Source organism: Bacteroides sp., from assembly GCF_028690125.1.
GTDB lineage: Bacteria > Bacteroidota > Bacteroidia > Bacteroidales > Bacteroidaceae > Bacteroides.
Genome location: NZ_JAQVBV010000047.1, coordinates 13,830 through 27,159 on the forward strand (window position 1 = coordinate 13,830; position 13,330 = coordinate 27,159).

Here is a 13,330-nt window from a genome sequence, read left to right on the forward strand (position 1 = left end):
AATAACTGGTTGTATGTCATCCCCCCCTCTTCTTCAATAATTTCGCCGGCACGCCTCCTATTATTGAATACGGAGGAAAAGATTTTGTTACAACAGCACCTGCAGCCACAATACTATAATCACCAATTTCAACGCCAGGAAGAATGATAACGCGAGTACCTATCCAACAGTCATTTCCTATTACTATCGGCTCTTCAGATTTCGCGCCCTGTTGATTTATTGGAGTATCTAAATCCTTGAATTCGTGGCTTGTTGCCATCATGACAACATCGGGGCCCATAACAACATCATCCCCAGAGTGATGGTTCCTCCCATGCGGGCGTTTTGCCCCAATTGACTTCTGTCACCAACAGTAAGGCGCCCTCCATTACCAAAATAACAACGATCTTTCACAACAACATCTCTACCACAACGTGCTCCAAGAAGTTTCTTGACAGCCCACCGTCTTAAAGTGTAACCTATTTTGTAACCAGGCATAGGTTGCATGGGGATATGCTGTAAGGTAGCATAGTATAATAATAAGACTAACGATTTCATGGCTTTATAAAATGATTTAGGATATCAATATATTTTCTCTGATTTTTACGATAGGATTGAATATTCTCTAATAGCTGACTATGATACTCTTTATTCATCAGTAAAGGTATATCAAGCGCCATTATATCATCATCAACAATCCCTAACCCATCATCCTCAATAAACTGCAAAGCCTTGCATCTCCGACCAACAACGGGAACGCCATTGAAGAGCGTATCGAATACGACGCCACTACTCCGTTCAGAGTACTCGCCGGAATAGTTGAGAAAAGCGTATTTACTATTATGTATATAACTATAGTAGTCCTCATCTGGAATTAGGCCAAGGTGCAATTCGATATTTGTGGCATTGGCACAAGCCTCACGCAGCTCATTGGCAAGATCCTCGCTTTGGGGCTTGCCGGCTATAACGAGTTTATAGACTGTCCTAGCGATATACTTCGCCACTTCGACTGCACCTTTTTCGGGAGAGAGGCGACCAACGATACAGAAGTCGTACTTGCGGTCTGAATAGGGTTTACCTTGCTGCGAAGCATCACCAGTATATATATAGTCAGGAACTACGCAATAGGGCACGCCTTGGAACGCCTCACCAACCATATCGTTAGGACAAATGATGCCATCCAGCTTTCGCTTAGCAAGTTTAAATAGCAAATTCCCTAGTTTTGAACGAAAACCTTCTCTATTATATTGAATCATAAAGAGACGACTTTTGCGATGATAGAAAAAGGCTATGCAAAGGAAGGTGGTAATTGTGGTGCATTGCTGCAAGACAATCACCTGCCCCTCAGCCTCCTTAAAGAGTTTGCGAGCATTAGAAAATGTCTTCAAACGGCCTTTTATGCCACCACCTCCTGAATTATAGGGGAGCGGGAGGAGATTGTCTCCTATGAATCCGGTCTTATAAACAGGACCTCCTGCCACCACGACTCTATCGCTAAACATCTCTTGGTAATTGCGAGCTACAGCAAAATAGTGACCCGTGGATTTGCCTTGGTATGTATGGCTGAGGATATCTGCTATGTATATTTTCTTATACATTGACTAATGAATTATAAAGCTCAACGTACTTGTCAAATTGCGTGAGAGAAAAATCTTGAGAACGCTTGATACAGTTCTCACGCGAATATTTCTCCGGATGCTGGCATACCTCCATGATTGCCTCAAGAAGAGCTTGATTATTACCCTTCTCTACACCAATGCCACAACTCTCGTCAATACTCTCTGCGCTACCTCCAGTACGGAAAGTAACGACAGGGAGACCAGCTCCAAGAGCTTCGATATTCACCGTGGGGAAGTTATCAGCGAGCGTTGGATTGACATAAACATCCGCACGCTGATAGATAGCAATCAGCTCCTCCTTGCTGCTCGTACGAGGGAGACAGATGATATTGGAGGGTATAGTATCCACCAAATCCGGTCGAACACCACCTACCAGCACAATCTGATACCCCTCCGGCAGATGCTGACTCAGCCATATCATTGTGTCAAGCCCCTTGCGATGTTCCCATCCGGTTGCTACACCGAGGAGGATCTTCCCCTTTATGCTCTCCAATGCCGGAATCTTAATGTCAAGCGGCTTTGAGAAGCCAGAGGTATCTATGCCATTATTGAGCACAATACAAGGCTTATCCTGTAGGAAAGAATTCTTGACATGATTGGCCAACCATTGTGAGGGAGTGACAATGGTTAGGTTCTTAATCAGATTGAACCATTTCTTCTTAAGCTTCCATTGTAGATGTACATTATTGACTTTACTCTTTGAATATATGGCATTTGTAGTACATTTCTTGCATCCGGTCTGCCACTGTAAGCATTGGTCCTCTTCGAAAGAAGCACAACGTGCCGTAATGTAACGGGTATCGTGGAGAGTCCATGCTACAGGTTTGCCTAAATTATTCAACAATCTAACGAACAGAGGGAAGCAAAGAATATACTCGTTTACACCATGAAGGTGAATCACATCAGGATTGTACGCTTTTAGTTTCTTGTTCAAATCTCGCGTGCTCAATACTGACCAAATATCCTGTATCCCAGTCCATTTATAGAGGTTGAAGTGAGCAAACCAATTGAACTTGGTTCCCCAAAGTATCTCACGGTCTAACATGCGTCTACGATTCTGACCTGTATTCGGCACAAAGGCCATTATTTCATCACCAGCTTTATCTACAGATGAACATAAATCCAAATAGAAGCGAGGAAAGAAACCAAGATTTCCTGAATGAATAACTGCTATTTTCATCTACGTAGTTTTAGAACTTCTTTAATATTATTATCGGACATTCGTACAATGTTATTAGAGAAACAACATCCAATTAAAGCATAAACAGCCACGTGAATTAAAGTTGTGCCCATCTCAGAACTAAAACTTGCAACAAGCAACCACCCAGATGCCATAATAGCAATTGACTGCACGAACTTATTTTTCGGGTTTGTCAACGCTTTCTTTATGGCATATAAAATTGCTCCAAAGTATAATGCAACATAAACAATGCCTCCACGCATTAATAAATGCAAGAATGTAACTTCGCTAACGATTCGAAGATGGAAATCTCCTTCTCCATTGGTTGAGAGAAAGTAAGATGACTCATATGTCGAACTCGCTCCTTTTCCCAATATCCATGCATGATTTCTGGTAAGGTCTTCTGACATTTCATAAAAAAGGAATGACCTCGAATCGGTTATCAGTTCTTGATTACCCGTTTGTCCATCCAAATAACTTAGAATAACGTCAAAGACTGAGAACTGAGGATCCACCAACATTATTGCCGAATACACTAAAGGAATTATAACCATAGAGTAGCAGATAGACCTTAGTAGTTTGGGGCTCGCATACCGCGGTAAATAATACGACATAAATGATACAACAATTACGATAATCTGAGTACGCACAGTTCCTGCCCTGAAAAAACCAGCATATATAGACTCAATCAATGCCAGTAACAACAGAAATCTATACTTCTTATCTACATAGGGGAACAGCACACCTGCCACCCACATGATTGGTAATAAGGCTAAACCATCAACAAACAAGCTCCATGCACTTAACAACATATAGCACCCTATAGCTTTCTCTATGACTTTTATATTACATAGAGAAGTTCCCAGATAGAAAAACAGAGGAGCTAGCATTAAGTACATACAATGCTCATTGCCAAACAGGGTAAGCCACTTGTTACCAACATACACTGGGCCTGTAGTAAATGCAGACTTCAATATTGCAAAAACAGTCATTACTAATATGCACGTCATCAAGACGTTAACGATCCTGTCAAAATGATTGTTCTTCCTATAATAGAAGGGAAAGTAGCAGAATGCTGCGAAGAGCCCTATACCCATTATGGTTGATCTATAGGCATTTATACCTCCTATTCCTTTGTATGCAATCCACGAAAACAGGGTAATCGCACACATAATATATACTGATATTTTTGTCTTCTTAATTATATTGATATTAGACATCATATTTAAGACTCTATTTGTTTAATCCATTTGTTAACTATTCCATCCAAATCGAACTGTTGGGACTTATTATAGGCCGAGTGCTTAAGATTATTCAATAAATAAGGATCTTTGGCGAGACTTACGATTTCACGTGAATATTGAGCTATATCAAACGGCTTGACTAAGACACCATCGATAGAAGATGATATAATATCTCTTGCTGCTGGGAAACTATCAAATAAAACAGGAACACATCCCCTGCTCATCGCTTCTGGGAGGACGAGTGGGAAACCCTCAAAGGTGGAACACATCATAAAGATACTTGCTTTTTCGTAATAAGGAGAAACATCTGTCTTGAAACCCTCTAACCTAACATTTTGAAGATGACCAAGGCTAATTTCTTCCTTGATATATGGCATCATTTTTCCATCTCCAACTATTACAAGTTCCCATTCGGGGATTTGGGTAGATGCCTGCTTCCAAATTTCTACTAATCTATCCAATCCCTTCATAACATCAAGTCGGCCTACAAAGAGGCATTGTTTTCTCTTCATACAGCAGGACAGGTCGATAGGTGGGAGAGAAACGGGGTTGCCGATAGTTACTATTTTTGAGGGGTATTTGACAAAGCTATGCTTAAAAAATGAAGCGACTAAACTTGTCGATAGCAAAACATATTTATCTGCACAATAGTAAATTCTCGTTCTCCTCCTTCTATACCGAAACACGTTTCTTTTATGCATAATATACAGAATACAACGCTTTATCAAAGACTCTTTCTGTTTCGAACGCGCAAAGGAATAACTAATGTCTATTTGATTAGGAGAACTATGCTCAACCGCAATGATTTTAATATTTTTGTATTTCTTAATGCCGTCTAAGAGATATTCGTTCGGAAAATAACTATCTTGAAATATTAGAACATCAACAATATGCGTACATATAAGTGTATGCAGGTAGTTAATATTTTCTGCGGACTTATTCAGCCCCTTATCAGGCATTTGAAATAGTATGACTTGTTTGTCTAATCTGTCAAGTATTCCCATGTCTTTTTGATGATGCGAACAGATTAGGACTTTGTAACGATCAACGAGCTTATTTGCGAGTTGAACGGTAACGCCCTCTATTCCTCCGAATGCTGGAAAGTCCTCTAATACAAATAGAATAGTCTTCATAAGCCTATCGATTCCTTTAGAAAACACAGTGAATCATCACGGAGTATATCTAATTTTTGTTTAACATGTTCATAATTAATCTTCTCAAATTCTTTGGAAAAGTTAAAGACATTCGGATTTTGAACTAAGTATTTTTTTAATCCTAACCGAAGCGTCAATGTTTCCATTCTGGAATTTCGATTGTTATTATTCAATACACACAGGAACTCTTTTTCGAACAGTATACTGAAAACAGTCCCATGAAAAGATGTTGTAACTACAAAATCCGCATCACGGATTAATCCCAGGAACTCTTGAGGGCCGTTTGCTCTGGCATTTTTGAACCCTGGTTTCATCAAGTCCTTAAGGCTTCCAATACGGACAATCTCCAACCCCTTCTCTGCTGCTATTTTTCTAACCAAAGCATCAGTTCCTGGCTGCTCGTCAAGAATTGTAAAATAGAAAAGGTACTTCTTATAATGAGAGGGTTTGACTATTTCATTCCAATCTTCTCTGGTAAGAAGCATGGTAGGGTCAACTACAAGTTTTGCCTCTCTGCTTGTGTATTTTTTGATAATCTCCACCCCTTTTTCTTCTCTTACTGAAAGGTGTGCGATATCATTTATTAAAGGTATATACTTCTCTACCTCGATATGATTATAGTCCGGAACGCCAAAACTTGGAGCGTAAGCAATCTTTTGATTCGAGGAAACAGGTAGATCCAAGAAGAAGCAAGTTTGGTCTTCACAAATTTGAGGATGCCATACCTGATCGCTGCCAGTAATGACATAGTCATACTCTTTGATAATTTTATCAAGAGATACTTTTGTTAAACATGGTTTACTTACTCCAACCATATTTTGTGAGAAAGCTTTGAATAATTTATTCCTCTTTCGTTCACTTACCAGACTAAGCACATTATTCTTTATAGAACCAAGGAATGCACGCAAAGAGTTGAAATGCCATTCAAACATAGACTCTTCACCTATAGTATTGCAATCCAACACCTCAGCGTCTACGCCTAGCTTACAAAGGGCTGTTTTTGTGGCATAGGCTTGTAGCTGAGCCCCATGGTTTTGAGATCTATGATATGTGATTATTCCTATTTTCATTTAGAAATCGTTTTTATTATATCATTAGGTAATTTACATTGCGTTATTCTCTATTTTTTTGAGGATATCACTCAAAGCATCATCATTGGCGTCAAGATTTTTTTGTATTCTCTCCAGATGCTTCGACCACAAATAGAAGAGATGCCTATGCTTGGAGTGCCATGCCTCAAATATATAATCAGCTAATCTTGATGGCAATAATCTATATAGTCTGTTAATCTTAGAACTGAGAGCTGTTTTTAAATATTCTTGCCTGTTGGTATACAACCTAGGATTACATCTCAAAGTATCATCCCATGTTGCATCTCTATACTCAATATTATTACAAGACTGCAAAAACTTCAAACCTTTAATTGAATTTGGTAATATAGTTGATTCTCCTAATCTATCGTATTCGACTGTAAAACGAATAGCCCAAAAATCGCCTAATGTAATATCGCCAGTTCTATGAATATCATTGAATTGGCATTTATAACAGTTTAAGCGAAAACATTGTTCTGACTGGAAAGCATGATAGAACAGATTCTTTGAAGGGTCATCTATCGTAACCACCTGTCCTTTTCTACTTATAGTCAGATAAGAATCACGCCCCCATCCTCTCTCCTTTGTTCGGAATTGAATGATGCCATCGCCTTTATTTATAGCAAGATGCCTGTACATCAGTATATTAGAGGGAACTCCATGACATATAAGATCTATGCACAACAGATTGTCATAGTCATTTTTCAAATATACTCTTAGTGCATTCACCTGACAAGGGGTACCTGAAAAGACTACATATCTTCCTTGCCTTAAACGAGATCTTACATCTGTGTATATTCCTGAGGCATTGCTCTGAGCATATTTACTTCCCTGAAGTTCTTTAAGTTCTTCTATTGTTTCTACAGACTTATGAAATACATTTGTCCCTTCACAAACAGCACCATATACAACTGCATTTTTGGACAGTATCGCATGTTCTGCAATAGAATAAAATAATCCTCCTGATGTACTACGAAGTCGCACGGCTTCGGATATGGCATGTCCCCGTAAAGGTTGCCGACACACTATCTCAATTCTATTAGTTCTGACCTCTGTGCACTTCGTTTCACAAAGCTTACATCCAACACAATTATGTTCGTTAATTACAGGTTTCCAAAAGCCATTGGTATCTATATAAAAACGAATAGCTTTATGGTTGCATATATCAGCACAGAGCATACAGCCTGTACAATCTTTATAGTTAGCGAGTTTGGGGAGTTTATTTTTCATTTCTTTCCTTGCATATATATACGCATTAAGTATCTAGATACAAACAGCACTGGTATTCTTATTATTGTTTGCATAATCTTATGCATTCTATCATCTGGAGTATAATATGACTGCCACTTCCTATATGCTTTGTAATAATACCCATAACGTTGGTTCGTAATAGTACTGTTATTTTCTGATAAGAACAGTGATCTAATATAATCATAACTTGACATTACATACATTCTCCGAGTGTCATCCTGAAAGCGAGGACTGTCCCACTTCTGCAAAAGATCAAGCGCGGCATTCAAGTTTGCATCTGCTGCGGCTTTCAGTTCATCATACGAGCGCCATCTGTTAGTAAGACCTCCTTGCTGAATTTCATAAATATATGAACTCTTGGAAATAGTAACTAAGCACTCAATGTGCTTAATGTATTGTAACGCAAATATTCTATCCTCACTTAAAGTTATGGAAGTATCAAACAGGAGTTTGTTCTTGCGAATAATGTCAGTTCTATATAGTTTATTGCAGACAAAGCCAAACATTGAAAATCTATTGATATCTGAAATACCATTCAATATATCATTTCCAACATATCTTCCTGAAATGGGACATCGCTCTTCAATAATTCCATTCCGTAAAAGATTGATACCTTGGAAGACCAATTCCATCCCATTGTTCAATCCTTCAACAAAATTTTCGATATATGAGGGTCCTACATAATCGTCAGCGTCAACAAAACATATATGAGTACCTGATGCTTTACCTAATCCTAGATTGCGTGCACTGCTTACTCCTCCATTCTCTTTATGAAAGACTTTGATGCGGCAATCTTGACTAGAGAGTTTATCGCATATTGCTGCACTCGTATCCTTAGATCCGTCATTTATTAGCAAAATCTCGATATTGGAAAAAGACTGACACAGTAGGCTATTTACACATCTTTCTAAATACAGGGCTGCATTATAGACTGGCACTATGATTGTTATTATACTATTCATTAGAGACTGATCTAAACTCTTACACCCTTAACGAGTGTAAGATTTCTGAAACTTTTTTCTTCTTCTATCATTATCCTTGGCAACGAATACATATCGCTATCCCCTTGCGAGACGGGACCACCCATTGCTCGAACACTAAGAATGAACTTATCTTTCAACCCTGAAAGAACACTAAATTCTCTTTCAGATGCCTCATTAAAGGAGCCAAACGGATATGCAAATATTGTACTTTCAATATCAGCCATTTCTTTTAGTCTCTCATAACCAGATAACACCTCCTCTGCAACATTATTTTCATGTGGCAGTTGTTTCAAATTATAGTGATTCTTTGTATGAGCACCTAGTGTGACTAGAGGCTCGTTTTTCAGTATTTTAATCTCATCCCAATTTAGGCATAAAGTATCACACTTAGAATACCAATCAATACTGTAAAAAGAGAATAGTTTTAAAAGTTCTGCTAAGAGATTCTGCTGATCCAGTTTTAATATCTCTCTTCTTAAGGCTATAAAACATTCCTCCTTCTCTTCTTTAGTTCTAGCATTCAAACACACACCATTGGATAAGCGAATTTCTTCATTACCTAATATTAAATCCTCAACGATATACCACCATAAGATAGCCTTCTTATCCGGGAAGTTGGTAGTTACAAATATGGTATACGGAACATTATGCTTCTTAAAAATAGGTAAAGCATTGTAGAGGTTGTCCTTATAACCATCATCCATTGTAAAAACAGCAAACTTTCTAAGATTCTGGCTTCTCAACCTACTGGGGACTTCTTCCAAACGAATAATATCATATTTTTTTTCTATTTGGTTTAAAAAGTTGTCCAAGTATTGTGGTGAGATATTCATATTCTCGTTTGCATAGAGTTTCTCTGATGAAAGTTCCTCTACGCGATGAAGCATAAATATATATCCAACTGCACGTGGCTTACCCCTAAATAGATAACTAAAGTTTCTTACTCGCGCATATATTGGGTATAGCAAATTAAATATATTTTTTCTCATATTATTTTCTTGAATATTTCCACAACATATTTTGGATTTTCAATATTGCAAAATCACGCTCGGTTTGTTCTAGGCCAATGTAAAACACTGATAGTAACGCAGAGAACACACTCACAAAGCCGATACATAAAAATGACATTATTGACATTGACGGCAACGTCATATATAATGCAACAGGCAATACGGAAGAAATAATCATTGTGCCTACAATTCTTATGACAACCTTCTTTATGTACATCCGGAGTGGCAACTCAATCATCGGTCTTACTAAGTATATCCTTGCTCCTTGTGCGATTAATGCCATTAGAACGTGTATAACAAATACTAATTCAGGAACAGGACATATTCGTAGGATAATGTATGATATGGGAATTATCATTATATTAATAGAACCTACTACTGTCTGGTATTTTTTGATCTTACCAGTAGCACCAGCAGCTGTTATAATTGGATTTGCTAAAGTGTCAATCAATGATACACAAAGAATTATTCGTAAAAAATTAACTGTATGCTCTGGCACCTCTTTCAACCATACCGAGAGAATCTCGTTAGCTTCAAGAACAATAGGTAATACCATTAGATATACCAAGAAGAAGGATAAACGACTACTAGTACAGATTAAAGATCTCATGCGATCACATTCATTGCTTGCATAAGTCTTCGTTATCTGTGGATTAAGAGCTATCTGGAAACTAGAGCAAAAGTTTTGTACTGCCATTTGGACTTGTACGGCGATACCTCTAGCAGCATTAATTGCAGGTGAGAAAAAAGTATTTAGCAATAAGTTTACACCATGTGTGCTTGCAAATGCACTACAGTTTCCGAACAAGCCCCAACCCGCAAAGGATAGCATCTCTTTAAACAAAGGTGTATATTTAACCTTGGTATATTTTGTTTCTACAAAGTTCTTGCTACAATATATACCATACACTATTCTTGAGATCAATCCTACACAGAAAATCAGAATTGAATATAATATCAGTTTATCTATAGGTGATATCATCAATAGATATACTACCAATAGTTTCAAAGTGACATCCATTACCGAAAAGTAGGCAAAAGCAGACATTTTCTCATGGGCAATAATTGCAGCATTATATGGAACGCTCATCACACCGATACATGCTGCCAATACAGACATTTGATAGACCCAATTAGCGGCAACTATACGTTCAGCAGGAATGATAAGTTGTGTATTTAGGAACCACAATCCTATGGTTTCTGCCAGCAATACCATGATTACGCATATCAAAGCATGTATATTGATACTAGTCGAAAATACTTTTTGCAAACGCTCATAATCTCCAGTACCTAGCTCGAAAGTCATAAAGCGCTGCGTAGATGAAGCCATGGCATTGTTTATTATATTAAACATCGCCACAACACCTCCTACGACATTATATATACCATAATCAGTAACACCAAGGATTGCAAGTACAACACGCGATGTGTAGAGGCTTACACCCATGGTAAAAAACATCCTTATATATAATATAAGTGTATTCTTTGCAAGACGCTTATTATCATTAGTTTCCATTGATATAGCACTTTGTTATTAAATTCCAAGAATATTTTCTAAATTGATCAAGCAAGATTGCAAAAACAAAAAATGAGCCTACAAAAATTGCTTTTATTAAATAATATATTGGAAAAATATTATTTTGGAATATGTAATCATTAAAATCCTTGTATCCATTAAAAATCAAAGGGTGTACATTAAAGAGGAATACTGCAAAAGATGAAGCTGCGATCCAATTTACGAATCGACTATTGAATGACATCTTAGCAAAGAACAGAAATAGGCATACGCTTGATGCTATAATGAAAGGACTATTATATTGGTAGATTCGTCTTGGATACCCATATCTGCACAAGAAATAAGTTAAAGCAGCCGTTATTAAGCTAAATAACATATAATATATCAGAAATCTCTTTTTTCCATGTAGCCGTCCATGATAGAATTTCTTCAAGAATGCAGACAAAAGATATAATCCAATAAATGACAACACCCCATAGCCATCATCAAACATCGCCGTTTCACCGCCTCTAATATAATCAGTGTATATTTCAAGAATGAAAAAGGACAACAATGTTAAGAAAAATATTCTCCTATTAGCGCTCGTAATAAAAGAATTTAAAACTGGTGACAATATAAATAATATAATATAAGAAGCAATAAACCAATTATATCTTGTAACCACCATGGAAGCTTCCACTAATCCTCTAAATGAAAAATGAGAGCATTTAAAATAGGGGATGTCATAACTAAAGGCGTATAAAATCGAAGATGTAATAAAGATTAGAATCGAGAAAAATAAGATCTGATATAGGAACATACATAACCCTCTAAAAGAGGGCTTAATCATAAACCATCCTGAAATCATTATAAAAACGTTTACACATACAGAGGCTAAGGATTGTTCATATAGTCGCCAAAATGACAGTACTGGTTCTTGAATAATCTCTACTGAGTTGGGGCGTCCGATACTAACAAAGCATGTATGTACTACCAGAACCAGTAACATAGCAACTATACGTAATGCTTCAAAATTCGAAAGTCTCATTTGTTTTATACACTTGTTTTTTTTTATAGTTTAAGAAAATATCGCTTGCCTAATTTAATTAAATAACATATTGACTCACCGACACCACAAAGGCCTCATCGCGTGTTCTCTGTTCAAAATTGACGCATGTCTTAGGCATTAATACACATGATACAACCTCTTTATAGGTGTCTTGATGATACAATCCAATTTGCTATTAGAACCAAAATTACCAGTCTCAAGAACATCGTTTGTTAGGAATCTAACATCGTTTGTATGTAGGTGGATGCAAAAAGGGAAGTTCGGCATTTATCTGCACTATATCCACAGGGTTCTACCATTTTATTTATAGCTTTTGTGTACTCTCTTTCACATACGTATATATCAATATCACCAACGCTTTAAGCCAAGTACTTTTCAATATATTCGTATTGAATAGGAGATATCTTATTGTTAATTTGATTTACCTTTTCAGGGATTACATGTACCGCAGTAACCTGGTGATGTTGTGCTAGTAAGGTTGCTATTGACATACCTACATAACCTGTTCCAGCCACGGCTATCTTTATATCTTTGTATGGTCTCATATTATGATGTGCAATTTAACTTTTAGTTTCGTATAAATATCTAAAATGTATAAACACACCCTCACGCCTCAAACCCATTGAAAGGTTTCAGCGCAATGCTGGCGGACTGTCTTTTTGGACGGGCCGGGTGGTTGGTTTGTACTTTATTTGATTTTGTTTGGCCTGGGTTTGCATAGTATGCTGTTGCCGGGCAACGATCAAAGCCCTCGGTTGATTGGGCTGGTGTTACAGATTTCATTGTGTCTTGAGCTTGGGGGTTGTAATACCAAAGGTTCGTCACTCCCAATGGAGTAACTCTTTGTACAGGTAACGGACTGTTTTGTAGCGTTTATTCCTGTTTTTGTAAATTGTTGGCAAAGATGCTACTTTTTTTAGATAAAAAAAACCTTTTAGCGTGATTTTGTTGTGAATTAAATGTTACAGGGCCGTTTTTGTTTGAGGGGGGCTGGCGGAATCTTTCCTTACGTATACTTTTTTTTATCCTTAAGGAAAGTTTTTTTTATCCTTAAGGGAAGTTTTGCGTAGAAGGGGTGTACGGAAATAGTAGACACAAAAAAATCCCCTCCGTGCGATACGGAAGGGATTATATGCCTACACCAGGTGGTTTATGTACCAGGCGGTGGCGGCGGTTACGATAAGGCACCAGCCTAACAGGTTGGCGGCACGGGTGGCGGTGGCTTCGCCAGGGTCAGGATCAATCCGCACAGGGC

Annotated in this window: 12 protein-coding genes and 1 pseudogene; all 13 read right to left on the reverse strand. The window is 37.7% G+C overall.

Annotation, left to right across the window (positions count from 1 at the left end):
- Positions 1-16 precede the first annotated feature (16 nt).
- On the reverse strand, positions 17-262 hold the full coding sequence (locus PHO71_RS21760; protein WP_300207480.1) for a DapH/DapD/GlmU-related protein: 246 nt from the start codon (positions 260-262) through the stop codon (positions 17-19).
- Entirely contained in the window at positions 259-537 is a 279-nt protein-coding gene (locus PHO71_RS21765) for a hypothetical protein (RefSeq protein WP_300207483.1), read from the reverse strand. Before PHO71_RS21765 ends, PHO71_RS21760 begins: the two co-directional genes overlap by 4 nt.
- A complete protein-coding gene (locus PHO71_RS21770) occupies positions 534-1,577 on the reverse strand; it encodes a glycosyltransferase (RefSeq protein WP_300207486.1) in 1,044 nt (347 codons plus the stop codon). Before PHO71_RS21770 ends, PHO71_RS21765 begins: the two co-directional genes overlap by 4 nt.
- On the reverse strand, positions 1,570-2,778 hold the full coding sequence (locus PHO71_RS21775; protein WP_300207489.1) for a glycosyltransferase: 1,209 nt from the start codon (positions 2,776-2,778) through the stop codon (positions 1,570-1,572). The genes PHO71_RS21770 and PHO71_RS21775 overlap by 8 nt, the downstream gene beginning before the upstream one ends.
- Complete coding sequence (locus tag PHO71_RS21780) at positions 2,775-3,788, reverse strand: hypothetical protein (RefSeq protein WP_300207492.1); 1,014 nt, start codon at positions 3,786-3,788, stop codon at positions 2,775-2,777. The genes PHO71_RS21775 and PHO71_RS21780 overlap by 4 nt, the downstream gene beginning before the upstream one ends.
- A gap of 215 nt (positions 3,789-4,003) precedes the next feature.
- Positions 4,004-5,155 (reverse strand): glycosyltransferase, encoded by a 1,152-nt coding sequence (locus PHO71_RS21785; RefSeq protein WP_300207494.1) that lies wholly within the window; start codon positions 5,153-5,155, stop codon positions 4,004-4,006.
- Positions 5,152-6,246, reverse strand: a complete 1,095-nt coding sequence (locus PHO71_RS21790; protein WP_300207496.1) for a polysaccharide pyruvyl transferase family protein — start codon at positions 6,244-6,246, stop codon at positions 5,152-5,154. The genes PHO71_RS21785 and PHO71_RS21790 overlap by 4 nt, the downstream gene beginning before the upstream one ends.
- A 33-nt stretch (positions 6,247-6,279) precedes the next feature.
- On the reverse strand, positions 6,280-7,497 hold the full coding sequence (locus tag PHO71_RS21795; RefSeq protein WP_300207499.1) for a Coenzyme F420 hydrogenase/dehydrogenase, beta subunit C-terminal domain: 1,218 nt from the start codon (positions 7,495-7,497) through the stop codon (positions 6,280-6,282).
- Complete coding sequence (locus PHO71_RS21800; protein ID WP_300207501.1) at positions 7,494-8,480, reverse strand: glycosyltransferase family 2 protein; 987 nt, start codon at positions 8,478-8,480, stop codon at positions 7,494-7,496. The genes PHO71_RS21795 and PHO71_RS21800 overlap by 4 nt, the downstream gene beginning before the upstream one ends.
- An 11-nt stretch (positions 8,481-8,491) precedes the next feature.
- Positions 8,492-9,490, reverse strand: a complete 999-nt coding sequence (locus PHO71_RS21805) for a polysaccharide deacetylase family protein (protein ID WP_300207504.1) — start codon at positions 9,488-9,490, stop codon at positions 8,492-8,494.
- 1 nt (position 9,491) lies between these two features.
- A complete protein-coding gene (locus PHO71_RS21810; RefSeq protein WP_300207507.1) occupies positions 9,492-11,027 on the reverse strand; it encodes a lipopolysaccharide biosynthesis protein in 1,536 nt (511 codons plus the stop codon).
- Positions 11,017-12,054, reverse strand: a complete 1,038-nt coding sequence (locus PHO71_RS26285) for an acyltransferase family protein (protein ID WP_367279923.1) — start codon at positions 12,052-12,054, stop codon at positions 11,017-11,019. The genes PHO71_RS21810 and PHO71_RS26285 overlap by 11 nt, the downstream gene beginning before the upstream one ends.
- A 383-nt stretch (positions 12,055-12,437) precedes the next feature.
- Positions 12,438-12,620, reverse strand: a pseudogene (locus tag PHO71_RS21815) (UDP-glucose 6-dehydrogenase); the annotation flags it as partial.
- Positions 12,621-13,330 lie beyond the last annotated feature (710 nt).

Excerpts from the sequence above, each read along its gene's own strand:
- PHO71_RS21795 (WP_300207499.1), bottom strand. The coding sequence starts at position 7,497 with ATGAAAAATAAACTCCCCAAACTCGCTAACTATAAAGATTGTACAGGC.
- PHO71_RS21805 (WP_300207504.1), bottom strand. The coding sequence starts at position 9,490 with ATGAGAAAAAATATATTTAATTTGCTATACCCAATATATGCGCGAGTA.
- PHO71_RS21785 (WP_300207494.1), bottom strand. The coding sequence starts at position 5,155 with ATGAAGACTATTCTATTTGTATTAGAGGACTTTCCAGCATTCGGAGGA.
- PHO71_RS21760 (WP_300207480.1), bottom strand. The coding sequence starts at position 262 with ATGATGGCAACAAGCCACGAATTCAAGGATTTAGATACTCCAATAAAT.
- PHO71_RS21765 (WP_300207483.1), bottom strand. The coding sequence starts at position 537 with ATGAAATCGTTAGTCTTATTATTATACTATGCTACCTTACAGCATATC.
- PHO71_RS21775 (WP_300207489.1), bottom strand. The coding sequence starts at position 2,778 with ATGAAAATAGCAGTTATTCATTCAGGAAATCTTGGTTTCTTTCCTCGC.
- PHO71_RS21780 (WP_300207492.1), bottom strand. The coding sequence starts at position 3,788 with ATGACGTGCATATTAGTAATGACTGTTTTTGCAATATTGAAGTCTGCA.
- PHO71_RS21800 (WP_300207501.1), bottom strand. The coding sequence starts at position 8,480 with ATGAATAGTATAATAACAATCATAGTGCCAGTCTATAATGCAGCCCTG.
- PHO71_RS21770 (WP_300207486.1), bottom strand. The coding sequence starts at position 1,577 with ATGTATAAGAAAATATACATAGCAGATATCCTCAGCCATACATACCAA.
- PHO71_RS21810 (WP_300207507.1), bottom strand. The coding sequence starts at position 11,027 with ATGGAAACTAATGATAATAAGCGTCTTGCAAAGAATACACTTATATTA.
- PHO71_RS26285 (WP_367279923.1), bottom strand. The coding sequence starts at position 12,054 with ATGAGACTTTCGAATTTTGAAGCATTACGTATAGTTGCTATGTTACTG.
- PHO71_RS21790 (WP_300207496.1), bottom strand. The coding sequence starts at position 6,246 with ATGAAAATAGGAATAATCACATATCATAGATCTCAAAACCATGGGGCT.